Source organism: Samsonia erythrinae (genome assembly GCF_004342665.1).
Lineage (GTDB): Bacteria > Pseudomonadota > Gammaproteobacteria > Enterobacterales > Enterobacteriaceae > Samsonia > Samsonia erythrinae.
On the sequence record NZ_SMBY01000011.1, the window covers coordinates 50,315 to 76,088 of the forward strand.

Here is a 25,774-nt window from a genome sequence, read left to right on the forward strand (position 1 = left end):
CGATGATGGGTTATTTACTTTTTTTAAGGTGCTGCATTAAACGTTTACGTTTACGCAGTTGGTTTGGCGTCAGCGTGTTGCGCTTATCCGCAAAAGGGTTTTCCCCTTCTTTAAACTGGATACGGATTGGCGTGCCCATCACGTCCAGCGAACGGCGATAGTAGTTCATCAGGTAACGTTTGTAGGAATCCGGCAGGTCTTTCACCTGATTACCGTGGATCACCACAATCGGCGGATTATAACCGCCGGCGTGCGCATATTTCAGCTTCACTCGACGGCCGCGCACCAACGGCGGCTGATGATCGTCAACCGCCATTTGCATGATGCGCGTCAACATCGCCGTACCGACGCGCCGCGTGGCGCAGGCATAGGCTTCAGTGACGGATTCAAACAGGTTGCCGACGCCGCTGCCATGTAGCGCGGAAATGAAGTGAATTCGGGCAAAATCGATAAAACCGAGGCGCAGATCCAACGTCTCTTTTACCTGTTCACGCACGTCTTGCGACAAGCCATCCCACTTGTTCACCACAATCACCAGTGAACGCCCACTATTGAGGATAAAGCCCAACAGTGAGAGATCCTGATCGGAAATGCCTTCGCGTGCATCGATAACCAGCAGCACCACATTGGCATCTTCAATCGCCTGTAATGTTTTGATGACGGAAAATTTTTCTACCGTATCCGTCACTTTGCCGCGCTTACGCACCCCGGCGGTATCGATCAACACATATTCACGTTCGTCACGCACCATAGGGATATAGATGCTGTCGCGTGTCGTGCCCGGCATGTCGTACACCACCACACGTTCTTCCCCCAAAATGCGGTTAGTCAGCGTGGATTTACCCACATTGGGACGCCCGACAATCGCCAGTTTGATCGGCAATTCCTCAGGGTTAAAATCGTCTTCCGGCTCTTCTTCAGCAACCTGTTCTTTTGCTTCCTGTGCCGCCCAGTAAGCCGCGTTTTCTTCTTCCTCGGTGAGTTCAACCGGCTCCTCGACGTCATCCTGTACAAACGGCAGCAGAACCGTTTCAAGCAACGAGGTCACACCGCGACCATGAGAAGCGGCGATGGGATACACTTCCCCCATGCCCAGCGAATAGAAATCCGCCGTAACCATATCCGGGTCAAGGCCATCGGTTTTGTTGGCGACCAGAACCGTCGTCTTTTCACGGCTACGTAGATGCTTGGCAATGCCTTCATCCGCCGGCATCAAGCCAGCACGGGCGTCCACCATGAACAACACGATATCGGCTTCTTCAATCGCCACCAGCGATTGGCCCGCCATGTGTGTTTCCACACCGTCTTCCGCACCGTCGATCCCGCCGGTATCGACGATAATAAACTCATGCCCTTCCACTTCTGCACGACCATACTTGCGGTCACGTGTCAGCCCAGGGAAATCCGCCACTAATGCATCACGGGTACGCGTTAAGCGGTTAAACAGCGTGGACTTTCCCACATTCGGACGCCCGACCAGCGCGACGACAGGTATCATTGCTACAACCTCATTACTTATATTTCAATACGTTACAGCGAAACGCTCGCTGACGATAAAAAGACGAAACGGCCCCTGATAATCTCAGGAGCCGTTATGAGAACGCAGCCAAAAACGCTGCGCTCCAAATCAATACGGTGTTGCTTAGCGAGTCAGCGCGTAGACGTCGCCGTTTTTCGCCTGAATCAACAGCTTATCGCTGGCAACCACAGGCTTGCTCAGGAAGCCTGAGCTATCCACTTGTTGCTGTGCCACAAAGCGACCATCCGCCGTATTCAACCAGTGCAGATACCCTTCCGCATCACCCACCACCAGATAGCCGTTATACAGTACCGGTGCGGTTAAGTTGCGGTGCAGCAAATCGCTTTGGCGCCACAGGCTCACGCCGCCATTCGTGTTCAATGCCACAACGCGATCGTCCTGATCCACCAGATAGATACGGTCGCCGTCAATAATGAAATCATGCACGGAACCCAGCTCACGCTTCCACAAAATCTGGCCAGAACGCAGATCAAGGGCGGTCATGTTGCCATTGTATCCCAAGGCATATACCACCTCGCCCGCCACAACCGGCGTGGTGTCGACGTCGTTCAGACGGTCAATTTCCGTCGCGCCGCTCGGTTGTGAAATACGCTGTTGCCAGATGAGCTGCCCCTGACCGATCAACACGGCATTCACACGGCCATTGTCGCCGCCGACAATCGCTGCGCCAAATGCGGTTGTCGGCGCAGATTCACCGCGCAGAGACAACGTCGGCATATCCAGGTTGACGGTCCACTTAATCGTACCGTCCGCCTCGTTCAGCGCCTGCAACATGCCGTTGCTGGTGTGAACCAGCACCACGCCATCGCTGACGACAGGACGAGACAGCGCTTCGCCTGCCACCGTCGTTTGCCATGCCGGTGTGCCATCTTCCGCATTCAGCGCATAAACCTGCGCTCTTTCGCTGCCGACATAGACATGGTTGCCGGAAACCGTTACGCCGCCAGACAGCAGCGCCGGGTTATTTCGGGAGAAAAAGTGAGTCTTCTCCGACAGGTCGGCACGCCAAATTTCTTTGCCGTCATTGAGATCCATCGCTTTCACCGTGCCATGACGGTCAGCAGCAAAAACGCGGTCATTCTGCCAGGCAGGATGAAGATTGGAATAAAACTCGCCAATGCCGCTGCCAACCGAGCTGTTCCACACCTTGGTCGGCGTGAACTGGTTTTCCACCTGCGGCAGTGGGGACATAGTGACAACATCTTCTTCGCTGTTGAACAGCGAACATCCGCTCAGCAGGGCAACAGAAACCAGACCTACCAACAGTGTTTTACGCAATTGCATAGCATTCCTCTTAGCTGGACAGGTTATTCAGTTTCATACGCAGTAATGCTTGCTGTGCCTGCGATGGATTAGAAGATAACCCTTTATTGTAGGCGTCACGTGCAGCCTGATTATCCCCTTTGCTGACCAAAACATCGCCACGAATTTCCGCGGCCTGTGCTGCCCAACCTTCCAACTTGATGGCATCCAGCGTTTTCAGCGCCTCATCCGCTTTGTTTTCCTGCAACTGAACGCGCGCCAGACGCAGATTCACCACCGCCAGCAGATCGGCATCTTTAGTCTGAGACTGTGCCTGAATCAGTTGCTGCGCGGCTTTTGCAAAATCCTTCTGCTCAACGTAATGACGAGCCAGTTCCAGAGAAGCCAGCGCACCGTAGGTGTTGTTATTCCCGGCGGTAAATTTTTCCGTTGCCGCAACGGCCTCCGCTTTACCTTCGGCCAGTTGCTGAGTCACCTGCTGATAAGACGCAGAGGCTGCCAGCGTGCTCTCACTCTGATGATTCTGCCAGAAACGCCAACCAACCAGTGCGCCGACGCCTAACACAACGCCGACAACCAGCGCCTTTCCGTTCTCCGCGAGGAAGCGACGTAGCGCATCAACCTGCTCATTCTCTGTGGTATAGACTTCCACGGTGTCTTTCTCCTCAATCCAGTAACGCTGCCAGCCGCGATGCGACGTCGGCCTGTGCCAATGTATCCTGCTCGCCATTGCGCAGGTTTTTCACCACCACCTGACCGGCCGCCACCTCATTTTCACCTAACACCAGCGCGATGCGCGCGCCCCATTTGTCGGCTCTGGCAAATTGTTTCTTAAAATTACCGCCGCCGTAGTTAGTCATCAGTTTCAACTGCGGCAGGGCATCACGTAATTTCTCCGCCAGCTGCATCGCGGCAACCTGCGTTCCCGCGCCGGAGGAAATCAGATAAGCATCCACGCCGGGCTGCGCTTTATATTCGGGGTTCACCGACTGCACCAGCAGCACCAGACGTTCAAGCCCCATAGCAAAACCCACCGCCGGGGTCGCATGCCCACCCAGTTGTTCCACCATACCATCATAACGCCCACCGGCACAGACCGTGCCCTGAGCGCCCAGACTGGTCGTCACCCACTCAAATACGGTGCGATTATAATAATCCAGCCCGCGAACCAGACGCGGATTAACGGTATATGGGATGCCAGCCTGCGTTAAAAGTTCACCCAGCGACTCAAAGTGCGCTCGCGATTCATCATCCAGATAGTCCGTCAGTACCGGCGCATCATTCAGCAGCACTTGAATCTGCGGATTTTTCGTATCCAGAACGCGCAGCGGGTTAGTGTACATCCGGCGCAGGCAGTCTTCATCCAGTTGATCTTTATGCTGTTCGAGGAATGCCACCAGCGCGTCGCGATAGCGCGCGCGCGCATCCAGCGAGCCAATCGAGTTCAGTTCCAGCTTCACGTGCTCGGCAATGCCCAGCACTCGCCACCAGCGGGCGGTCATCAGGATCAGCTCGGCATCAATATCCGGTCCTTGCAAACCAAACACTTCGCACCCCAACTGATGAAACTGGCGATAGCGCCCTTTCTGCGGACGCTCGTAGCGAAACATCGGACCGACGTACCACAGACGCTGTTCCTGATTATAAAGAATACCGTGTTCAATACCGGCGCGGACACAGCCCGCCGTCCCTTCCGGGCGCAGGGTCAGGCTATCGCCATTGCGATCGTCAAAGGTATACATCTCTTTTTCGACGACATCGGTCACTTCACCGATTGCACGCTTAAACAGCGGCGTTTGTTCGACAATCGGTAAACGGATTTCATTGTAACCGTAACTGCTGAGCACCTGTTTCAGGCTGTTTTCAATACGCTGCCACAGTGCCGTTTCGGCTGGCAGGTAATCGTTCATGCCGCGGATGGCTTGGATATTTTTTGCCACGTCAGTTCTCTATGCGTTTTTCAAAAAATAAAACCGATTATCAAGGGGCGCTCTTCAATGCGACGCGCGCCTATCAAAATCAGGCGTTGTGAATAATGCGGGTAGCGGCATACGCCGCGCCGACAGGGGTTATTTATCGACCAGATTGACGGTGATACGCCGATTTTCATCCATCATGGAGGCTTTCGCGCGGATTTTCGCTTCCAGTTGGTCGATCATCTGCTCGTTATCAAAACGCTCTCTCTGACGCACCCCGTCTTCGTAAAACCCGCTTTTATTGTGTCCGCCGGTCACGCCGATAGTCGACACCAGCGCTTCACCGGGGCCATTCACCACGCAGCCGATAATCGAGACATCCATCGGCGTGATGATGTCTTCCAGCCGTTGCTCCAGTGCGTTCACCGTGCCGATGACGTCAAACTCCTGACGGGAGCAGGTCGGGCACGCAATGAAGTTGATTCCCCGTGAACGAATGCGCAGCGATTTCAGGATATCGAAGCCGACTTTCACTTCCTCAACCGGGTCGGCCGCCAGCGAAATGCGCAATGTGTCGCCAATCCCTTCGGACAGCAGCAGACCAAGGCCGATAGCGGATTTCACCGCCCCGCTTCGTGCGCCGCCCGCTTCGGTGATGCCAAGGTGCAGCGGCTGATCGATACGAGCCGCCAACAGGCGATAGGATTGCACCGCCAGAAAAACATCCGAGGCTTTAACGCTGACTTTAAACTGGTCGAAATTCAGACGATCGAGGATATCCACATGGCGCATCGCAGATTCCAGCAGCGCTTCCGGCGTCGGTTCGCCATATTTTTCCTGTAAATCCTTCTCCAACGAACCGCCGTTGACGCCAATACGAATCGGAATATTTTTGTCCCGCGCGCAGTCGACAACCGAGCGGATACGCTCTTCGTTGCCAATGTTGCCGGGGTTGATACGCAAACAGTCGACGCCATATTCCGCGACTTTCAGCGCGATGCGATAGTCGAAATGGATATCGGCGACAAGCGGGACATTCACCTGCTGTTTAATCAGCTTAAATGCCTCAGCCGCCTCCATCGTGGGAACGGAGACACGGACGATATCCACCCCTACACGCTCCAGCGATCTGATTTGGTTGACGGTGGCTTCAACATCGGTGGTTCGTGTGTTGGTCATGGATTGCACCGCGATAGGCGCACCATCACCAACAGGCACCTTGCCGACGTAAATCCGTTTTGATTTTCGGCGGGTTATGGGTGCAGCGTTATGCATTACTTCGTCTCCAACTTGGCACTCTTATCTGGACGACGCGTTATTCCGCCGTCAGCGTCAGGCGTGCAACCTGATTGCTTCTTACAAACCGGCTTAAATCAACCGGTTTACCTTGAAATTGGATCTGTACCGCGGCTGGCGCGCCAATTTTCAGTCGGTATGGAGACTGACCATCCAGATTCAGCGTACCGCCGTTGCGCTGCATACCACTGAACAACTTCTTACCGCTCGCATCGGTCACTTCCAGCCAACAATCAGCCGTAAACGTCATCATCAACGCATGGGCAGCAGACGCTGGATTATTCTCCGCGACCGTTGCCGCGGGTGCAATGGCCCCGTCGCCTAACAATGTATTATCCACAGACTGGGGCGGCGCGGAGTTCTCCGCTGAAGGCGATTGGTTGGAAGGCGTATCAGACGGCGCCGTTGCGGGCGCGGCAGGCGTCTCGGCCACCTTGGCTGGCAGGCCGGCCGGCGTAGGCGCAGGCGCTGCGACAACATCCGGCGTGGTCGGCGCCTGAGACGCCCGGCTGTCAGTCAACGCAATGGGCTGCCCTTCCGTTGGCGTCTGCATTGAACTGGCGTGGTCAACCAGACTATTGATTTCATCCTGCTGCGCCTGATGGTTTTGCCACCACCATGCGCCGGTCAATCCCAGCACAATCAACACCACCAGCCAGGTAATTGTCATTAACCAGCCATCGCGTTTTTTACGGCTTTTTTTCAGAGAGAAGCTCTGCATTGGCGCCACCGAAATGGCTTTAGGTGAAACCTGCTTATCCATCATGGGCAGCAGTTCATCTTCAGGCAGATGAACCAGCCTGGCGTAAGAGCGGATATAGCCGCGCAAAAAGGTTGGCGCCAGACCGACGGGGGATGCGCCGGTTTCGATATCACGAACGGTGGAAACTTTCAGGCACAAACGCTCAGCAATAGTTTGCTGGCTAAGCCCAAGTTTCTCACGCGCCTCACGAAGGCGTTCTCCGGGTAATTTTTCTTCTGTTGTATCTTGGGTGGCTTCAGTATTCATTAGCTAAGAAATGCTGGTACTGTTTAGATTGTGGAAAACTTCGCGCCAGCATGCGGCCATAACGCGCTTTATCGCCATCATGGCCTGCTAACGCGGCGAAACGAATCTGTAACCATAAGCTTTCGGCACTGGCCGGAAGACGACGCTGATAAACATCAAGCAGCAGCCGTGCGCGCTCATTTTTTCCGGCAGAAAACTGTTTTTCCGCTTCCGTCAGCAAGGCGTTGCCTTTTGTCGGGTCATATTTCAGCGCCCTGCTCAAAACATGGCGCGCGTCTTCAACTTGTCCTGCGTTGAAAAAGCAGTATCCCGCATTTTCCAACGCATCAGCAACCTGACTGTAATCAGGAAGTTGCGCAGCCGCGCTAAACTGTCGCTGCGCCGCTACATACTGCCCTAAACTACACAGAAACGCACCGTAATTATTCAGGACGCTGCCATTTTCGGGCGATGCATTCAGCAACCGTTGATAGCGCTGCTCGGCCAGGCGGTTTTCACCTATCCGCTGCTCGTAAAGCGCCATCCCCAGTTGCGTCCGATAATCCTGTGGGGCAATGGCCACCGCCTTCTCCAGATTCTGACGGGCCGAATTCAGATTATTGTGCGTCAGATACGCCAACCCCAGTTGCAAACGGGTTTGCGCAACGACGGTACTCCTCGCCAGAGGCGACTGCGCACACCCTGCCAGCAATAGCGTCGCCAACAGGCCGCCCGCGCAATATACGCCGTGTGATAACACTATCTTCTGTAAGAAATTCACCATCCCTGATGCCTCATGCTGTCATTCCTGACAGATGAGGTTACCCGAATACGAATCTGCCGACAGAAAGACCTGACGACAACGCGGCGCGCTTCGCAATTCACCCACGGCAACCACAATGCAGGCAACGGGCTATCGCTAGCCCGCGCTCACTAGCTATCAGACCGCTTTCACCGTGATAGGTTCACCCGCCATTTTCTTCTTCAGGGTGCGCTTGGTTCTGTCCACCACTTCGCCGGCCAACTGGCCACAGGCGGCATCAATGTCATCGCCACGGGTTTTTCGCACGATCGTGGTGAAACCATATTCCATCAGCACCTTGGAAAAACGGTCTACGCGGCTGTTGGAGCTACGGCCATAAGGCGCGCCGGGGAACGGATTCCACGGTATCAGGTTGATCTTGCAAGGCGTATCTTTCAGGCATTCAGCCAGTTGATGCGCATGTTCCGTGCCGTCGTTGATATGATCCAACATCACGTACTCAACGGTCACGCGACCCTGATTGGCATTGGATTTTTCCAGATAGCGCCGCACCGCGCTCAGGAACATGTCGATATTGTATTTCTTATTAATCGGCATGATTTCGTTACGGATATCATCCGTCGGCGCGTGCAGTGAAATCGCCAGTGCGACATCAATCATATCGCCCAGTTTATCCAGTGCCGGCACTACGCCGGAAGTGGACAGCGTGACGCGGCGTTTGGATAAGCCAAAACCGAAGTCATCCAGCATGATTTCCATCGCCGGCACCACGTTCGTCAGGTTCAGCAGCGGTTCGCCCATCCCCATCATAACCACGTTGGTGATCGGGCGCTGGCCGGTCACTTTAAACGCCCCGATGATCTTCGCCGCACGCCATACCTGACCGATAATTTCGGATACGCGCAGATTGCGGTTAAAGCCCTGCTGCGCCGTTGAGCAGAATTTACACTCCAGCGCACACCCGACCTGAGAGGAAACGCACAGCGTCGCGCGATCGTCTTCGGGAATATAGACGGTTTCAACCCGCTGGCCGCCAACCAGAATCGCCCACTTAATCGTGCCGTCGGAAGAACGCTGTTCATCCACCACATCGGGGGCGCGAATCTCGGCCACATCCTGTAATTTAGCGCGGAAGGCTTTATTGATGTCCGTCATCTGATTAAAGTCATCACAGCAGTAGTGGTAAATCCACTTCATGACCTGATCGGCGCGGAACGGCTTCTCTCCCATCGAAACGAAGAGATCGCGCATTTGCTGGCGGTTAAGATCCAACAGGTTAATTTTTTCCGCATGGGTTTTAGCGGATTGAGAGGCATCCACAGACGCCGGAGAGAAGTCAGACACGGTTTGCTCGGACACGGTGGTTTCAGATACGGTTTGTTCAGACATGGTAGATCCCGGCCTCGTTATTACACGTTATGGCACAAAAAAAGAGAGTGGCACTCGATGGTAGTGACCAAAGAAACGCCCCCGCACAAGCGCAGGCTCATCGGGGGCGCGGCATTGTACAAAGTTTACAGCGGGTTCGCCACCATCACCGCCTTTTTTCTGCATGATTACGCGATACCGCAGGTAAAAGGCCGATAGTGGTTGCTCCCCCGCCGTCTGCGCGCGTTAAGCGCGCGGGCAGATCTCGTCGTCGCTGAAGAAGTAGGCGATTTCACGCTGAGCGGACTCAATTGAATCAGAGCCGTGTACGGCATTCGCCGTGAAACTGTCGGCGTAATCGGCGCGCAGCGTGCCTGCCAACGCATTGGCCGGATTCGTCGCCCCCATGATGTCACGGTTACGTTGAACCGCATTTTCGCCTTCCAAGACCTGCACCATGATCGGACCCGACGTCATGAATTCGACCAGTCCTTCAAAGAACGGCTTACCTTGATGCTCCGCGTAAAAGCCTTCGGCCTGCTCACGGCTCAGGCGCAGCATTTTTGCACCCACGATCGTAAATCCCGCGCTTTCAAAACGCGCATAAATGGCACCGATAGCATTCTTCGCGACCGCGTTAGGTTTTACGATGGAGAAGGTACGTTCTATCGTCATATTGACCTCATTAACTAACTGTCAGGATTGCAGTCGGATTATTAAAATTGTACACCCGACCAGTGAAAGTGGCGCAAATTATAGGGGCAGCCGCAGTTATTGCCTACCAGCGAAATAACATTTTATTAAAATAATATTACGTCTTGTTCCCTCTTCATTAACGCCCACGCACGGCGTTTTCCTTTTTCCCCTCTTCCACGGTAAAGGCCACAGACCATCGGCGATCTATCCCGTTCATTGCTCTGGCATTTATGACAACGGCGGGCGTAATAGCTAAACGGCAGGCCGATGTGAAAACAAGCATATAGCGACGGGATCGCGCAATCATCCGTGACTTGTCGGATGAAGGAAAATCGCTGACAATGCCTCTATCATTACACATCGGGGCTAAATGCATCGCCCCCAGCGTGGAGGATCTATGCCAGCGTCGTCGTCTGATTTGCCTGCTTCTCATGAGCGTTTTGTTTCCGCAAACTGGCTTGCCAGCCGCCTGAATGACAGCAGCATTACGCTGATTGACGCCCGGATGTTGCCGCCGGGCGATACCACACGTGATATTCATGCCGAATACCGCGCCGGTCACCTGCCTGGCGCGGTTTTTTTTGATATTGAAACCCTGTCCGATCCCAGCATTGACCTGCCGCACATGATGCCGACTCGCGAAAACTTCGCGCGCGCAATGGGCGAGTTGGGCATTGACGATCGGCAGCATCTGGTGATTTATGACGAAGGCAACCTTTTTTCCGCCCCGCGCGCGTGGTGGATGCTGCATACCTTCGGCGTGAAAACACTGTCGATCCTGAGCGGCGGGCTGGCGGGCTGGAAAGCACAGGGGCTGCCGCTGGAACAAGGCGAGGTCAGGCGAAAGCCCGCCACGTTCCACGCCACACTGGATGCAAGTGCGATTCGCTCACGTGAAGACGTTCTGGCAATCAGTCAGGACAAATCAGCGCAAATTATCGATGCCCGTCCCGCCGCGCGCTTTAATGCCGAAGTCGACGAACCGCGTCCTGGCCTGCATCGCGGCCATATTCCCGGCAGCCTGAACGTACCCTGGACCGATTTAGTCAACAACGGAGCGTTAAAACCGAATGCCGAACTGGCGACCATTTTGCACAAGCACGGTGTCGATTTCACTCGCCCTATCGTCGCCAGCTGTGGTTCCGGCGTAACGGCCTCGGTCGTGGTGCTGGCGCTCACGCAGTTGAATATCCCCAACGTGACGTTGTACGACGGCTCGTGGAGCGACTGGGGCAGCCGCGATGATGTCCCGATTGCGCGTGATTGATGTCGCGCAGGGTAACATGGGTACCCAACGGATCTCTTGAATGCTCCGTGGCGAGATGTTGATGCGCAGGTCATTGAATTCATTAGACGAGCTCGCCGATCTGCACTTCCGGCTCTACGATGATGCGGTTCACTATGCGGCGGAAGCCGGCGAGATCGGTTCGTTGAGTCAAATCTGGTGATGCCGATCGATTTACTGCTGTTGCAGGCAACAACGGAAAAAACCTGATCCGCTGTTGCCCTCATCAGCTTGATACCCGATATCAGGCGTTGCCGGTGGCCTTAAACTCCCTCAGGAAGCTGCCCCATTTGCGCTCGTAAAACGGCGTGGTGTGTTTGATCATATAATGGCTGATGCCCGGCTCCCCCTCTTTGACCAGACACAAATCGACCGGGCGTTCGTCCGGCAGCGTGTCGCTGGCAACGCTGCCCGCTTCACGGATAATGGTTTCGACGTCCTGATTGACATCAATACCAATCAACAGATGCGGTTGCGCCTGTCCCGGTTCATGAATCTGCGCCAAAAACGCTCGCTTTACGTGGCGATGTTTGGCAAATAGCTGCGTCAGGGAGTCGATCATCTGCGCTGGCATTTCCGCTGGTTGGCTCAACATGACCTGCATCTCTTCTTCGATGATGCGTTCCTGAACAAGGCCATGCCCTTCCCCAGACAGAATATGGTCGATTTCCTGCGGCAAAAACTCTTTGCCGTAAGGCAGCTTCGGGTTAAGAAACAGCGTGGCGCCCTGCGTCATTTCAAACAGCGAACGCGTTGGCAACGCCAGAAAAGAGGCTTCCTCCGTGATCACACGCTGCAACGCTTCCAGTGAGGAAAAGAAAGGGATCGCGGACGACCCATCGGCTTTTTCCCAATGCTGGATATTGACGTTACTGCCCGCCTGCAACACCTTCTCACCGGGTTCGTCATTATCCTCGGTGCTGCCCAGTACAAATACCGTTGCTTCCATCAACTCACTAAAAAATTCAGGACGATGCGCAGGCTCGGTTGCAGCCAAAATCAACACTTCTTCCAGTTTGTTTTGTGGTGAAAACTCCATACTCTCCTCACCGTAATAACGTTATAAGCGACTATTTCTTTTCCTGACTCAGCAGCAGGTTCGCCAGCGTGCGTACACCAATCCCGGTGGCGCCGGTTGCCCACTGTTCGACCGCACTTTTGCGATAGGTGGCTGAACAGTCGATGTGCAGCCAACCCTGCTGATAACTCTTCACAAAATGCGACAGGAATGCGGCTGCCGTACTGGCGCCTGCGCTGTAAGCCGCACCGGCCACGTTGTTAAGATCCGCGAAGCTGGAGGGCAAATGACTGCGATGGAACTCTTCCAGCGGCAGACGCCAGAACGGCTCGCCCTCGGCTTTGGCACTTTCCTGTAATGCCGCCACCAGCTCATCATCAAAGCTGAATAGCGCGTGATAATCGTTGCCCAGCGCCATTTTCGCTGCGCCGGTCAAGGTCGCGCAGTCAATAATCCACTGCGGATTCTGTTCGGAAGCATCAATCAGGCCATCAGCCAGCACCAGACGCCCTTCCGCATCGGTGTTCATCACCTCAACCGTTTTGCCATTACGGTAGCGGATAATGTCGCCAAGACGGAACGCATTACCGCTTATCATATTGTCTGCGCAGCATAAATACAGCTTCACACGCTGTGTCAAACCGCGCGCCGCCGCCAGCGCCAGCGCACCGGTTACGGTAGCCGCACCGCCCATGTCCGATTTCATGGAATCCATCGATCCGCTCGGTTTCAGACTGTATCCGCCGGTATCAAACGTAATGCCTTTGCCGACCAGACAAGCGAATACCGGCGCATCAGGATTGCCCGTCGGGTTATAGTCCAACGCCAATAGCACCGGCTGACGCTCAGAACCCCGCCCAACGGTGTATAGCCCGGCATAATTCTGTTCACGCAGATCTTCGCCTTTGGTGAGACGATAGCTAATGGCGTCGCAGGCTACGTCGCACATCAGGTCGACGACGCGCGTCGCCAACTGTTCCGGCCCCAGATCTTCCGCTGGCAGGTTGATGGTGTCGCGTACCCAGTCCACAATTTTCAGGCGGTCATTCAATTCTTTTTGGTCGGCTTCGTTCAGCTCCGCCCACTCAACCGTTCGTTGTCCTTTCGGACCGCGATAACCTTGCCAGAATGCCCAGCTGTTCGTCAGATCCCAGCCTTCTCCGGCAAGCGCGACGTGTTTAATCCCCTGCCCATCAATTTTACGGGCCGCACGCTGGATCGCCGCCAGCGCGGCTTTGCCATTCAACGGCGTCGTTCCGACATGGATAGTGAACCCTTGCTCATTCACACTCAGCGTCGCTTTTTCTCCCCAGCGCGCGTCAGCAGGTTGCGTGGAGAGTGAAATCAGCATTGCCTTGGTCGTCATTGTACTTCTCCCGGTAATTGGTATTCCTGCTACTTTTCATGTTGGTAGGTGCATCGAGCATCATGATAAGGATGCTTGAGTTTGCTGACAAAGCCCGACACGCGGTGATGGGTTTGTCAACGGTCTGGATCATCATGATAAGGATGCGACAAATTTTGCCGCCAAAATAAAACGGGCCGCCAAAGGCAGCCCTGCAACGTTACGCTTGTGCTTCATCTAACCAGACCAGCAGGATCGCTTCCAGAATTTTTTCGTTGGATGCGTCCGGTCGATCGTCAAACTCATCCAGTTCGCAGATCCACTGATGCATATCGGTAAAACGCACGGTTTTCGGATCGAGATCGGGAAACTGGTCATAAAGCGCTTCGCCGATAGCCCGGCTATCTGTCCATTTTAATCCCATCGCGGTTCCTCCTATTCAGATTCAGTGCTCACGAGCATGGTTGATCGTATAACGCGGGATCTCAACGACCAGATCCTCTTTCGCAACCCGCGCCTGACAGCCCAGACGGCTTTCCGGTTCCAGCCCCCAGGCTTTATCCAGCATATCGTCTTCTTCTTCCGTGCTTTCCGCCAGCGAATCAAAACCTTCACGAACAATGCAGTGGCAGGTTGTGCAAGCGCAGGACATTTCGCAAGCATGCTCAACATCTATACCATTACGCAGCGCGACTTCCAGAATGCTTTCCCCACACTCCGCGTCCAAAACCGCCCCTTCAGGACACAGATCCTGATGCGGTAAAAAAACAATCTTAGGCATGTTACACCTCATCCACAGAGTGGCCAGCCAGCGCACGACGAATCGATGCATCCATGCGACGGGCAGCAAACTCCTGGGTTTGTTGATCTACGGTTTTAATAGCGGCCTCGATCGCCACCGGATCGCTTTCCTGCATCATCGCATGCAGATGTTCGGCTGCCGTGGCAATCGCGTCTTTTTCATCATTGCTCAATAAATCCGCGTCAGCCGATAGCGCGCTCTGCAAACTTTCCAGCACCCGAGCGGCCTCCACTTTTTGCTCTGCCAAACGACGCGCGCCGACATCTTCCTGCGCGTTCACCATCGAATCGGTGATCATTGCGGCAATTTCCGTATCACTCAGGCCGTATGACGGTTTAACCTGAATCGATGCCTCAACGCCCGTCGATTTTTCCAGCGCGCTGACGCTCAGCAGGCCATCTGCATCGACCTGAAAGGTGACGCGAATATGTGCGCCACCGGCAGGCAGCGGCGGCAGACCACGCAGCGAGAAGCGCGCAAGCGATCGGCAATCGGCCACCAGCTCACGCTCTCCTTGCAATACATGGATCATCATACCGCTCTGGCCATCTTTAAACGTCGTGAACTCCTGGGCGCGGGCAACCGGGATCGTGGTGTTGCGCGGGATGATTTTCTCAACCAGCCCCCCCATCGTTTCCAGCCCCAGAGACAGCGGGATCACGTCCAACAGCAGCATGTCGCTCTCTGGCTTGTTCCCCACCAGAATATCCGCCTGAATTGCGGCGCCGATCGCCACCACTTTATCAGGATCGATGGCTGTCAGCGGCAGACGACCAAAAAACGCGCCAACCTGTTCACGCACCAGCGGAACGCGGGTCGATCCCCCGACCATCACCACTTCCTGCACGTCCTGTGGCGTTACCCCTGCATCTTTCAAGGTGCGTCGACAGGACAGCAGCGTGCGCTTAACCGATGCGGCAATCAACGCATTGAACTGTTCACGCGTAACATCGCCCTGCCAGCCGGCGACCGCCACACGCACCACATCAGCGTTGCTGAGCGCAATCTTGGCCTTTACCGCCGCGTCGCGAAACGCATGTTCCAACTGACGATCGCCATACGCGCTCATTCCCGCCTGCTCACTCAGCCACTCCGCCAGCAGATGGTCGAAATCATCTCCGCCCAGCGCAGAATCGCCGCCTGTCGCCAGCACTTCAAACACGCCACGGCTCAGGCGCAAAATGGAAATATCAAACGTACCACCGCCCAGATCATAAACCGCGATCACGCCCTCTTTGCCGGAATCCAGACCGTAAGCAATCGCCGCAGCGGTCGGCTCATTCAGCAGGCGCAGCACGTGCAACCCGGCAAGGCGCGCAGCGTCTTTCGTCCCCTGACGCTGCGCATCGTCAAAATAGGCCGGAACGGTAATCACCACGCCGTCCGGTACGCCGCCCAACGCAGCTTCCGCACGTGCGGCCAGCGCGGACAAAATATCCGCCGAAACCTGTACAGGGTTCAGATTGCCCGCGGCGGTTTGAATAAGCGGCAGGCCATTATCACTGGCGTGAAAACGGTAGGGTAAGTGGGGGTAGCGCTGTTGAATATCGGCCAGAGAACGGCCCATCAGGCGCTTGACTGAACTGATGGTATTTTCCAGATCGTGCGCGGCATCGCGACGCGCTTGCCAACCCACGCTGTGACCGTCGAGGCGATAGTGGACAACCGACGGCAGCAGATCGCGCCCCTCGCTGTCCGCCAGCGTTTGAGCTTCGCCGCTGCGCACCGTCGCCACAAGAGAGTGTGTGGTGCCTAGATCAATGCCGACAGCCAGACGTTGCTGATGCGGCGCTGCGCTAAGCCCCGGTTCACTAATTTGCAATAAGGCCATATTGAGCTTCCATCAATTGGCTGGCAGGAAAACCGTTTGGCTACGCCATCGTCCTCCCGCCGGATTAACGAGTTATCTGTCCAGCAATTGTTCTTCGAGTTCTTCAACCTGCTGCTGGAGTTTGTCTAAAAAACGTAGCTTGCGCACGGTATCCGCCGCATCTGTCCACGTTTCATTGTCCAGTTCACTGCGCAGTTGCGACTGGCGCTTGTCCGTCATCGTCTGGAGCCGTGCCGCAAAAAGCGCCAACGCGTCATCAGCATCAGATCGATGCGGAATCGCATCCAACTCTTCACGCAGCGCCAACTGTTCCATCAGGAACGCAGTGTCCTGCATGGTATGCTGCTCATTATTGAGATCAAAACCGTGCAACGACAGCATGTGTTCTGCACGCTTCAACGGATGTTTCAGCGTCTGATAGGCGCTATTGATCGTCGCTGCCTGTTGCAGAGCCAGCATGCGCTCACGCTCCGGACTGGCGGCATAACGGTCAGGGTGCCACTGCCGCTGCAATTCCTGGAAACGGGAAACCAGCAGGCCGCCATCCACATCATAGCGAATCGGCAGCCCGAATAACGTAAAGTAATCCATAGTGGTACTCAGGAGTTCCGGGTAGCGGCACCGCCATTAACAGGCCGTATGCACCGCTACCCAAGAGGGATCAGACGTTAAAACTTTCACCACAACCGCATTCACCGGAAACGTTCGGGTTATTGAACTTAAAGCCTTCATTCAGCCCCTCTTTGACGAAATCCAGTTCGGTTCCGTCAAGGTAGACCAGGCTCTTGCCATCGACAATGACCTTAACACCTTTATCTTCAAAAACACGATCATCGTCGTTCAATTCATCGACAAATTCCAGTACATACGCCATGCCGGAACAACCGGATGTGCGCACGCCAAGACGCAGCCCAAGACCCTTTCCCCGGTTTGCGATGAAGGCGCTCACGCGTTGCGCCGCACTCTCGCTCAGTGAAATCGCCATACTGTTACCTCGATCGTTACTGTCTCGCCGGGGGACCGCTTCGATTGCGGCCCCGACAAGGGCGCAGGTTACTTCGCGTCGCGTTTACTTTTGTAATCCGCAATCGCGGCCTTGATGGCATCTTCCGCCAGAATAGAACAGTGAATTTTCACGGGCGGCAGCTCCAACTCTTCGGCAATCTGCGTGTTCTTAATCGTTTCGGCCTCGCTCAGCGATTTACCTTTGACCCACTCAGTCACCAACGAGCTGGAAGCAATCGCGGAACCACAACCGTATGTCTTGAAGCGGGCATCTTCAATAATGCCCTCATTGTTGACCTTTATCTGCAACTTCATTACGTCGCCGCACGCGGGCGCGCCGACCATACCGCTGCCGATAGAAGGATCGGCGTTATCAAATGAACCCACGTTGCGCGGATTTTCGTAGTGATCGATTACTTTTTCGCTATAAGCCATGATAGTCGTCCCCGGTCAGGTAAATTAATGATGTGCCCATTCGATGCTGCTGATATCCACGCCCTGCTTGAACATTTCCCACAGCGGGGAAAGATCGCGCAGACGACCAATGGATTTGCGTACCAGCTCAATGGTGTAGTCGATCTCTTCTTCAGTGGTAAAACGCCCCAATGAGAAACGGATCGAACTGTGCGCCAGCTCATCATTCATCCCCAGCGCGCGCAGCACGTAGGAAGGTTCCAGACTGGCTGACGTACAGGCAGAACCGGACGACACCGCCAAATCCTTCAACGCCATAATCAGCGACTCACCTTCAACATAGTTGAAGCTGACGTTCAGGATGTTGGGGGCTCCCTGCTCGATATCACCGTTCAGGTAGACTTCTTCAATATCATTAATGCCGTTCCACAGACGATCGCGCAGCGCACGCAGGCGCGCCATCTCTGCCGTCATCTCTTCTTTCGCAATGTGGTAGGCCTCGCCCATGCCGACGATCTGATGAACCGGCAGGGTGCCGGAACGCATACCGCGCTCATGACCGCCGCCATGCATCTGCGCTTCAAGACGAATACGGGGTTTACGACGAACATACAGCGCACCGATCCCTTTCGGCCCATAGATTTTATGCGCGGAGAAAGACATCAGATCCACTTTTAACTGGCCTAAGTCGATAGGCAATTTGCCCACGCTCTGAGTGGCATCGACATGAAACACAATACCGCGGCTACGGCAGATTTCGCCGATAGCGCCGATATCCTGAACAACGCCGATTTCATTGTTGACGTGCATAATGGAAACGAGGATGGTGTCCTCACGCATCGCGGCTTCCAGCTCAGCCAGGTCGATGATGCCGTTACGCTGCGGCGCCAGATAGGTGACGTCGAAACCTTCGCGTTCAAGCTGGCGGCAGGTATCCAGCACGGCTTTGTGTTCTGTCTTGCTGGTGATAATGTGCTTGCCCTTCTTTTGATAGAAGTTGGCAGCCCCTTTTATCGCAAGGTTATCGGCCTCAGTTGCGCCGGAAGTGAAAACGATTTCACGCGGATCGGCGCCAACCAGTTCTGCGATTTGGTTACGGGCAATATCAACCGCCTCTTCCGCCTGCCAGCCAAAACGGTGGGAACGGGAAGCCGGGTTGCCGAACGTACCGTCCAGGGTTAAAAACTGCATCATTTTTTCAGCGACACGCGGATCAACCGGTGTTGTCGCTGAATAATCAAGATAAATCGGTAATTTCATTGCTCATAAACTCCGTACATCACTTCAAAACGTACAATGCGTTTTGTTTTATTGACAGGCTGTTTTTTTACCCGCAACCTTTCGGGGCAGTGCAAATCATACTTCGCCGGAGTCTGAATAGCGCCAGACCCGTCGTTGCGTCGTTAAGCGTCTAGCTGAAAAACAAACGTGACGGACTTGCTCCGCCACGTTGAAGTCTAATCAGGCTCGCAGATTAACGTTTATAGTTTCCTGAATACGGCCGTTGGCGGTGCGACGCGTATCCGCATCCTGACGATCCGCCACGTCCAGCACTTCCTTATTATTCACCAGCTCATCCAGCGTGATGTTGTTAAGGAAATCGGTAATCCGGTCACTCAGATCGCGCCACAGCGTATGCGTCAGGCAGCGATCGCCACCCTGACAGCCTTCCCGCCCCTGGCAACGCGTCGCGTCAACAGACTCATCAACCGCCGAAATCACCATGCCAACCGCGATTTCATTTGCATGTTTACCCAGCAGGTAACCACCGCCCGGGCCGCGAACGCTGGCAACAAGCCCATTTTTACGCAGGCGAGAGAACAGCTGTTCCAGATAAGACAGCGAGATGCCCTGACGCTCGGAAATATCCGCCAGAGGAACCGGCCCCTCCTGGGAATGCAGAGCCACATCAAGCATGGCGGTAACCGCGTAACGGCCTTTAGATGTCAGTCTCATGATAGTGATACCCGTAGATAAAACATGTATTATGAAAACATGTATTAGCAGAACATACCGCGAGTCTGACATTCCCGAGTGTTTTAGTCAACTATTTAACCAAGCAAAATACTCAAGTATTATTCGCCGTGTGTTTTTTGTACTGAACTCAGAATGCCGCGCAGAATGTTAAGTTCCTGACTTTCCGGTCTGGCGCGGGTGAACAGGCGACGCAGCTTGTTCATCACCTGTCCCTGATGCGCAGGCCGGATAAATCCGGTTTGCAGCAGCGTCTGCTCAAGATGCAGATAAAAGCGCTCCAGATCATCGACCAGCGGGTACGGCGATTCTTCATGTACCGGCGCTTCCGCTTGTAACCGATCCAGATGGGCGATACGCACTTCATAAGCGATGATCTGCACGGCCATCGCCAGATTAAGCGAACTGTATGCCGGGTTCGCGGGAATCGCCACATGATAATGACACTTCTGCAATTCATCATTCGTCAACCCGACGCGTTCGCGGCCAAATACCAGCGCCACCGGGGCGTGTTCGGCTTCCTGCGCGCTGCGCACACCACACTCTCGCGGTTCCAGCATCGGCCAGGGCAAGGTGCGGGAACGAGCGCTGGTGCCCACCACCAGACTACACCCTTCCAGCGCCTGATCGAGCGAGTCCACAATCGTGGCGTTGCCGATAACGTCGCTGGCGCCGGCTGCTAACGCTATCGCCTGCGAATCAGGCTTAATCAGCGGGTTGACCAGATAAAGTTTGCTTAACCCCATGGTTTTCATCGCTCTGGCCACCGAGCCCATATTGCCGGTGTGGGACGTTTCAACCAGAACAATGCGAATATTTTCTAACATGTGAACTCTGTCGTGCGAAAAGGAAATCGCGATACCTTAACACAAACACATACACGAAATAATTCGAGTTGCGAGATAAAACACGCGCATTTGAACGGCGTAAAGCGCGGGCTTAAGAACGCGTTCCAAGATGCGCCGGTCTCGACACGCCGCAACGCGCGGGATATATAGATATTTGATCTTTTCGTTGCTATACTACGCGCCGCTTTCTGTTCTTTAACATTCCAGTGGACGATACCATGCACCCGATGCTCAACATCGCTATACGCGCTGCGCGTAAAGCCGGTAATTTGATTGCCAAAAACTATGAAACGCCAGACGCTGTCGAAGCCAGCCAGAAAGGCAGCAACGATTTTGTCACCAACGTTGATCGGGATGCAGAACGTCTGATCATTGAAGTCATCCGCAAGTCTTACCCACAGCACACCATTATTGGTGAAGAGTGTGGCGAGCTGGCTGGTGAAGATCCGACGATACAATGGGTTATCGACCCGCTGGATGGCACCACCAACTTCATCAAACGTTTACCCCACTTCGCCGTTTCTATCGCCGTTCGCATCAAAGGCCGCACCGAAGTTGCCGTCGTCTATGATCCCATGCGTAATGAACTGTTTAGCGCCACCCGCGGTCAGGGCGCACAGTTGAACGGTTATCGCCTGCGCAGCAGCAATGCGCGCGATCTGGAAGGGACCGTGCTGGCAACGGGCTTCCCCTTCAAATTAAAACAGCACAGCAAAAGCTACCTTAACGCGATTGGCGCACTGTTCACCTATTGCGCGGATTTCCGCCGCACCGGCTCTGCCGCACTGGACCTGGCCTACGTGGCCGCAGGTCGCGTTGACGGATTCTTCGAGATCGGCCTCAAGCCGTGGGATTTTGCCGGTGGCGAATTACTGGTTCGTGAAGCAGGCGGCATCGTAACGGACTTCGTCGGCGGTCATAACTATTTGGCCTCCGGTAATCTGGTAGCAGGCAACCCGCGCGTGGTGAAATCCATTCTTGGCACCATCCGCGAAGAGTTAAGCGACGCGCTAAAACGCTGATACACTTTCTGACAATATCGTCTTCCTACGCCAGCCCCGCGCTGGCGTATTTTTTTTACTTACTTACCCCCCTGTTCGCGGCCATTTCCACCTTTAGCTCTACCCTCATTTGATAATAATTATTAGAATCATTCTCTTTAATTTGGGATTCATCAGGAAAATGTCCATGTTGAAGAAATCATTTATGCCACTGCTATTGGCGACTACCGTCTTCGCATCCTTCGGTAGCGATGCTACCCAATATCCCGTCACGGTTACGGATATCGCGGGACGCCAGGTTGAGCTGAAACAGGAACCGAAACGCATCGTGATTCAGGACGGTCGCGACATCATGACCATGGCATTATTGGATCGGGATAATCCCTTTCAACGAATGGTGGCATGGAACAATATCCCCAAGAAATCCGATATTGCGACCTGGAATATGCTGAAAGCTAAATGGCCGCAGGCAGAGAATGTTCTGGATATGGGATTTGGCGACAAAGGTGAAATCGAGCTGGAGAGCGTTCTGGCCAAACAGCCCGATCTCATGGTGGCGCAGCTACGCGCCAAGTCGTCACTGACCGAAAGTGGTGTGCTGGCGAAACTTGGCGCATTGAATATTCCGGTTGTTTTCATCGATTCCGAAGTCGATCCGGCGAAAAACACGGCCAGCAGCGTCGACTTGCTGGGTGAAGTCCTGAACAAAGAAGATAACGCCAAAGCCTATAGCGAGTTTTATCGTCAACATCTGACGGCAATTCAGCAAAAAACCGCGACGCTACCCAAAAAAGCCAACGTATTTGTCGAAGCCTGGGCAGGACGCTCCGACAGTTGCTGTTTTAGCCATGCGCATAATGGCTGGGGGGGAATGGTCGAAGCGATCGGCGCGAACAATATCGGCTCTGCGCTGTTGCCGGGCGCTAACGGCGATGTCTCGCTGGAAAAACTCATCAGCATGAAGCCAGATGTGTACATTATGACCGGCGCAAAGCGTAACTCGCCGTCAAGCAAAACGCTGCCGTTGGGTTACAACGCCAACAAGGCAGATATCGCCGCCAGCGCACAGGCATTGATGGCGCGTCAGGGCGTGAGCCAAATTCCGGCGGTGGCGCAAAAACAGGTTGTCGGTATTTATCACCAGTTTTACAACCATCCGTACAACATTGTCGGGATGGAATATCTGGCGAAGGCGATCTATCCCCAACTCTTCAGCGACCTGAACCCTGATGACACCTATCGCCATATTATTAAACACTTTACTTCGCTGCCTGACAGCGATTTTATCTTTGCCTGGAAACAAGGTGACTAACTTTTCATGAGCACAACCACTGAACCGGGTATCCGTAGCCGCACTGTTGCGGATGCCAACACCGTTATGGACAACTATCGGGGTATCATTCGACGCCGCGTCGGCACGATGGCATTACTGCTGGTGATCATCCTTAGCTCTCTGCTGCTGGATTTTACCATGGGGCCTTCGGGCCTGACGCTCGATGTACTCTGGCAGACGCTGACCGACCCAGCCAGCGCTGACGCGGGTACGCGCGTGATCGTCTGGGATATTCGTCTGCCTTATGCCCTGATGGCTATCATTGTCGGGCTGGCGCTGGGTCTGGCCGGCGCTGAAATGCAAACGATCCTGAATAACCCGCTGGCCAGCCCATTTACGCTGGGGGTGTCTTCCGCGGCAGCCTTCGGCGCGGCGCTGGCGATCGTCCTCGGCATCGGCATCCCCGGCATTCCGGCGCAGTGGTTTATCTCCGCCAACGCGTTTATCTTTGCCCTGCTGGCCGCCTTGCTGCTTGATGGAATTACCCGCTGGACGCAGGTCGCAACCTCCGGCGTAGTGCTGTTTGGGATCGCGCTGGTGTTCACCTTTAATGCGCTGGTGTCCATGCTCCAGTTCATCGCCAACGAAGATACGCTGCAAGGCCTTGTCTTCTGGACGATGGGCAGCCTGGCCCGCGCCTCCTGGGAAAAACTCGGGATCTTGTTGTTGGTGCTCGTTATCGTGATGCCGCTGTCATTGATGAGCTCATGGAAACTAACCGCACTGCGATTGGGTGAAGATCGCGCCGTCAGCTTTGGTATCAATGTGCGACGTCTGCGTCTGGCGACGCTGCTGCGCATCAGCATCCTGTCTGCCATTTCCGTTGCTTTCGTTGGCCCCATCGGTTTTATCGGCCTCGTTGCGCCGCATATCGCCCGCATGATTTTCGGTGAAGATCACCGTTTCTATCTGCCCGCGAGCGCATTAACCGGCGCACTGGTGTTGTCGATGGCGTCTGTCGCCTCGAAAAACCTCATTCCAGGCGTCATTATTCCGGTTGGTATCGTCACCTCGCTGGTAGGCGTGCCTTTCTTCCTGAGCATTATTCTGCGCCACAGAGGGAATGTATGAACCAGCAAACCACTTCCGGATTACGGCTTTCACATTTTCGCGCGGGTTATCCCAAGCGTCAGGTGATTCGCGATCTGTCCGTACCGGAACTCCCGCGCGGAAAAATCACCGTCCTGCTTGGCCCTAACGGCAGCGGCAAATCCACGCTGCTGCGTGCGATTGCGGGCTTGAATCCCTCTGAAGGCGAGCTGTGGCTGGATGACGCCAACCTGATGACGCTGCCGTTCGCTCAACGGGCGGAAAAGGTCGTTTATCTACCGCAGTCCCTACCCGCAGGCGTTCACCTGCATGTTCTGGAATCCATTATCGTCGCGCAACGCGCGTCCGGCGGCATGCATAATGCCGAAAAGCAACATGAAGTCATGACGCTGCTGCGTCAGTTAGGTATCGAGCATCTGGCATTGAGCTACCTCGACCAACTGTCTGGCGGGCAGAAACAACTGGTAGGATTGGCGCAATCGCTCATCCGCCAACCGTCGCTATTACTGCTTGATGAACCGCTCAGCGCGCTGGATCTGAACTATCAATTCCACGTAATGGATCTGGTGCGCAAGGAAACGCGCAAGCGCAACATCGTGACCGTCGTCGTCGTGCATGACATCAATATCGCGCTGCGCCACGGCGATCATGTCCTGATGCTGCAAAGCGGTAATCTGATTGCCGATGGCGCACCCGCGGAAGTCATTAGCTCGGAAAGTTTATCTGCTGTCTACGGCGTGCGCGGACGCATCGAGCGCTGCTCTCAGGGGGTGCCGCAGGTGATTATCGACGGACTGGTCAGCGAACCGACCTTCTAGTCCCGCATCGCAAGAAAAAAAAGCACTGACCGGATCGTTCAGTGCTTTTTTACGTTCTGGCCTCGCCAGCCGGCGCTATTTCGTCGCGGGCAGCGTCACCCAGTAGCCCGGCTGATACGGCAACGGCAGGAACTTTTCATGGAAGGTACGGAACGTCGCATCAGGATCGAGATCGTGAAACAGCTCCGGATGTATCCATTTGGCTAATACCTGAATCGCCACAAACTGATAGGGGCTGTCGTAAAACTGGTGCCAAATCGCATGGGCGTTGCCATTCGTCGCGACGGGCAGCGTTTTAAAAGCCGAGCGCGCCATCAGTTTTTGCAGGCGTTGCAGCGCCTCTTTCTGGTCCGCGCCCGGCCCTACGCCAACCCAACCATTCGCCGTGTTGTAGTTTTTCCAGTTCGCCCCCGTCACGACCACCACATCCGGGCGGGCGCTGATAATCTGCTCGGGGTTCAACGTACCAAAGGTGCCGGGAATGATGTTTTTAGCAATGTTGTCGCCGCCCGCCGCTTCAACCATACGACCAAAGTTCTCGTCGCCAAATGACATGCAGCACTCTTCGTCATACCCTCCAGCCCGATCGATCATCACTTGCGGACGCGGCCCCTGATAGTTTTTCAACCGTTCGGTGACGAGTTCAATCTGCTCGCGACGGAACTGAATCAGTTCTTCGGCGCGCTGCGGTTTACCCAGCAATTGCCCCATGATGTGAATGCTTTTTTCCGCGTTCTCAAACGGCTTCTCGCGGAAATCAATGAACACCACGGGGATACCGAGCGAGTTGAGCTTTTCAATCAACTTGCCCTCATCCGTCGCGGCTTTTGATTCCAGGTTCATCAGCACCAGATCGGGCTTAAGCGTTAACGCCTGTTCGACGTTAAAAGTCCCGTCTTTCGCGCCGCCAAACGTCGGCAATTTTTTGATTTCCGGGTATTGGTTTTCATAAGCCAGATAGCCGTCATAATCCGCTTTGGGTAAATCGTCACGCCAGCCGACCACGCGCTGAAACGGCGCTTCGGTGTCAAAGGCGGCCAGCAGATAAATCTGTCGGCCCTCCCCTAAAATAATCCGCTTTACTGCGGATTTAATTTCTACTTTCCTGCCGCTAACGTCTTCAATAACAATCGGGTTTGCGCTGGCGACAGCGCTCGCGCTCAGTCCCAACAGAACAACGACTGAGAACAGCCATTTCTTCATTATTATTCCCTTCTGCG

General features: G+C 54.7%; 26 protein-coding genes and 1 pseudogene. 6 read left to right on the forward strand and 21 right to left on the reverse strand.

The features are described from left to right. Nucleotides 1–10: 10 nt before the first annotated feature. From der to ndk, 9 genes are all read right to left on the reverse strand, one after another. The gene (gene der, locus EDC54_RS14825; protein ID WP_132457934.1) at nucleotides 11–1,498 is read right to left on the reverse strand and encodes a ribosome biogenesis GTPase Der; all 1,488 of its coding nucleotides are present in this window, start codon (nucleotides 1,496–1,498) and stop codon (nucleotides 11–13) included. Nucleotides 1,499–1,642: 144 nt separating this feature from the next. Next, nucleotides 1,643–2,824 (reverse strand): outer membrane protein assembly factor BamB, encoded by a 1,182-nt coding sequence (bamB, locus tag EDC54_RS14830; RefSeq protein ID WP_132457937.1) that lies wholly within the window; start codon nucleotides 2,822–2,824, stop codon nucleotides 1,643–1,645. A 10-nt stretch (nucleotides 2,825–2,834) separates the two neighbouring features. Next, nucleotides 2,835–3,455 (reverse strand): YfgM family protein, encoded by a 621-nt coding sequence (locus EDC54_RS14835; protein ID WP_132458087.1) that lies wholly within the window; start codon nucleotides 3,453–3,455, stop codon nucleotides 2,835–2,837. Between the two features lie 13 nt (nucleotides 3,456–3,468). After that, a complete protein-coding gene (hisS, locus tag EDC54_RS14840) occupies nucleotides 3,469–4,743 on the reverse strand; it encodes a histidine--tRNA ligase (RefSeq protein ID WP_132457940.1) in 1,275 nt (424 codons plus the stop codon). 129 nt (nucleotides 4,744–4,872) lie between these two features. Then, a complete protein-coding gene (gene ispG, locus EDC54_RS14845) occupies nucleotides 4,873–5,994 on the reverse strand; it encodes a flavodoxin-dependent (E)-4-hydroxy-3-methylbut-2-enyl-diphosphate synthase (RefSeq protein ID WP_132457943.1) in 1,122 nt (373 codons plus the stop codon). 40 nt (nucleotides 5,995–6,034) lie between these two features. Beyond that, nucleotides 6,035–7,024: a cytoskeleton protein RodZ gene (rodZ, locus tag EDC54_RS14850; protein WP_132457946.1), complete on the reverse strand. Its 990-nt coding sequence runs from the start codon at nucleotides 7,022–7,024 to the stop codon at nucleotides 6,035–6,037. Then, on the reverse strand, nucleotides 7,014–7,787 hold the full coding sequence (pilW, locus tag EDC54_RS14855; protein WP_132457949.1) for a type IV pilus biogenesis/stability protein PilW: 774 nt from the start codon (nucleotides 7,785–7,787) through the stop codon (nucleotides 7,014–7,016). Before pilW ends, rodZ begins: the two co-directional genes overlap by 11 nt. A gap of 156 nt (nucleotides 7,788–7,943) precedes the next feature. Then, nucleotides 7,944–9,155, reverse strand: a complete 1,212-nt coding sequence (locus tag EDC54_RS14860; RefSeq protein ID WP_132457952.1) for a bifunctional tRNA (adenosine(37)-C2)-methyltransferase TrmG/ribosomal RNA large subunit methyltransferase RlmN — start codon at nucleotides 9,153–9,155, stop codon at nucleotides 7,944–7,946. A gap of 225 nt (nucleotides 9,156–9,380) precedes the next feature. Next, nucleotides 9,381–9,809: a nucleoside-diphosphate kinase gene (ndk, locus tag EDC54_RS14865; RefSeq protein ID WP_132457955.1), complete on the reverse strand. Its 429-nt coding sequence runs from the start codon at nucleotides 9,807–9,809 to the stop codon at nucleotides 9,381–9,383. A 418-nt stretch (nucleotides 9,810–10,227) separates the two neighbouring features. Here ndk and sseA point away from each other — a divergent pair, with 418 nt between their 5' ends. Beyond that, on the forward strand, nucleotides 10,228–11,097 hold the full coding sequence (gene sseA / locus EDC54_RS14870; RefSeq protein WP_132457958.1) for a 3-mercaptopyruvate sulfurtransferase: 870 nt from the start codon (nucleotides 10,228–10,230) through the stop codon (nucleotides 11,095–11,097). A 64-nt stretch (nucleotides 11,098–11,161) separates the two neighbouring features. Beyond that, a pseudogene (locus EDC54_RS14875) lies at nucleotides 11,162–11,325 on the forward strand (MurR/RpiR family transcriptional regulator); the annotation flags it as partial. 34 nt (nucleotides 11,326–11,359) lie between these two features. On the opposite strand, the gene sseB reads toward EDC54_RS14875, so the two are convergent. The 11 genes from sseB to trmJ form a co-directional block, all read right to left on the reverse strand. Further along, nucleotides 11,360–12,154, reverse strand: coding sequence for an enhanced serine sensitivity protein SseB (gene sseB, locus EDC54_RS14880; protein ID WP_132457961.1), 795 nt, complete (start codon nucleotides 12,152–12,154; stop codon nucleotides 11,360–11,362). A gap of 31 nt (nucleotides 12,155–12,185) precedes the next feature. Then, nucleotides 12,186–13,499 carry an aminopeptidase PepB gene (gene pepB, locus EDC54_RS14885; protein WP_132457964.1) on the reverse strand — a complete coding sequence of 438 codons (1,314 nt, stop codon included), beginning with the start codon at nucleotides 13,497–13,499 and terminating at the stop codon, nucleotides 12,186–12,188. Between the two features lie 199 nt (nucleotides 13,500–13,698). Further along, complete coding sequence (gene iscX, locus EDC54_RS14890) at nucleotides 13,699–13,902, reverse strand: Fe-S cluster assembly protein IscX (protein WP_132457967.1); 204 nt, start codon at nucleotides 13,900–13,902, stop codon at nucleotides 13,699–13,701. Between the two features lie 21 nt (nucleotides 13,903–13,923). After that, the gene (gene fdx, locus EDC54_RS14895) at nucleotides 13,924–14,259 is read right to left on the reverse strand and encodes an ISC system 2Fe-2S type ferredoxin (RefSeq protein WP_132457970.1); all 336 of its coding nucleotides are present in this window, start codon (nucleotides 14,257–14,259) and stop codon (nucleotides 13,924–13,926) included. 1 nt (nucleotide 14,260) lies between these two features. After that, nucleotides 14,261–16,111, reverse strand: a complete 1,851-nt coding sequence (gene hscA / locus EDC54_RS14900; RefSeq protein ID WP_132457973.1) for a Fe-S protein assembly chaperone HscA — start codon at nucleotides 16,109–16,111, stop codon at nucleotides 14,261–14,263. 72 nt (nucleotides 16,112–16,183) lie between these two features. Beyond that, nucleotides 16,184–16,702: a co-chaperone HscB gene (gene hscB / locus EDC54_RS14905; RefSeq protein WP_132457976.1), complete on the reverse strand. Its 519-nt coding sequence runs from the start codon at nucleotides 16,700–16,702 to the stop codon at nucleotides 16,184–16,186. A gap of 70 nt (nucleotides 16,703–16,772) precedes the next feature. Then, nucleotides 16,773–17,096: an iron-sulfur cluster assembly protein IscA gene (gene iscA, locus EDC54_RS14910; protein WP_132457979.1), complete on the reverse strand. Its 324-nt coding sequence runs from the start codon at nucleotides 17,094–17,096 to the stop codon at nucleotides 16,773–16,775. Between the two features lie 68 nt (nucleotides 17,097–17,164). Further along, entirely contained in the window at nucleotides 17,165–17,551 is a 387-nt protein-coding gene (gene iscU / locus EDC54_RS14915; RefSeq protein WP_132457982.1) for a Fe-S cluster assembly scaffold IscU, read from the reverse strand. Nucleotides 17,552–17,575: 24 nt separating this feature from the next. After that, entirely contained in the window at nucleotides 17,576–18,790 is a 1,215-nt protein-coding gene (locus EDC54_RS14920; RefSeq protein ID WP_132457985.1) for an IscS subfamily cysteine desulfurase, read from the reverse strand. Nucleotides 18,791–18,991: 201 nt separating this feature from the next. Then, a complete protein-coding gene (iscR, locus tag EDC54_RS14925; protein WP_102119449.1) occupies nucleotides 18,992–19,486 on the reverse strand; it encodes a Fe-S cluster assembly transcriptional regulator IscR in 495 nt (164 codons plus the stop codon). A gap of 119 nt (nucleotides 19,487–19,605) precedes the next feature. Then, a complete protein-coding gene (gene trmJ, locus EDC54_RS14930) occupies nucleotides 19,606–20,331 on the reverse strand; it encodes a tRNA (cytosine(32)/uridine(32)-2'-O)-methyltransferase TrmJ (RefSeq protein WP_132457988.1) in 726 nt (241 codons plus the stop codon). Nucleotides 20,332–20,570: 239 nt separating this feature from the next. Between trmJ and suhB the strand changes: the two genes are divergently transcribed. The 4 genes from suhB (at nucleotide 20,571) to EDC54_RS14950 (ending at nucleotide 24,554) form a co-directional block, all read left to right on the forward strand. After that, complete coding sequence (suhB, locus tag EDC54_RS14935; protein ID WP_132457991.1) at nucleotides 20,571–21,374, forward strand: inositol-1-monophosphatase; 804 nt, start codon at nucleotides 20,571–20,573, stop codon at nucleotides 21,372–21,374. Between the two features lie 166 nt (nucleotides 21,375–21,540). Then, a complete protein-coding gene (locus EDC54_RS14940; protein ID WP_132457994.1) occupies nucleotides 21,541–22,665 on the forward strand; it encodes an ABC transporter substrate-binding protein in 1,125 nt (374 codons plus the stop codon). A gap of 108 nt (nucleotides 22,666–22,773) precedes the next feature. Next, complete coding sequence (locus EDC54_RS14945; RefSeq protein WP_380895424.1) at nucleotides 22,774–23,757, forward strand: FecCD family ABC transporter permease; 984 nt, start codon at nucleotides 22,774–22,776, stop codon at nucleotides 23,755–23,757. After that, nucleotides 23,754–24,554 carry an ABC transporter ATP-binding protein gene (locus EDC54_RS14950; RefSeq protein ID WP_132458000.1) on the forward strand — a complete coding sequence of 267 codons (801 nt, stop codon included), beginning with the start codon at nucleotides 23,754–23,756 and terminating at the stop codon, nucleotides 24,552–24,554. The genes EDC54_RS14945 and EDC54_RS14950 overlap by 4 nt, the downstream gene beginning before the upstream one ends. A gap of 75 nt (nucleotides 24,555–24,629) precedes the next feature. Here EDC54_RS14950 and EDC54_RS14955 read toward each other — a convergent pair whose 3' ends face one another. Next, entirely contained in the window at nucleotides 24,630–25,757 is a 1,128-nt protein-coding gene (locus tag EDC54_RS14955; protein ID WP_132458003.1) for an ABC transporter substrate-binding protein, read from the reverse strand. Nucleotides 25,758–25,774: the final 17 nt, after the last annotated feature.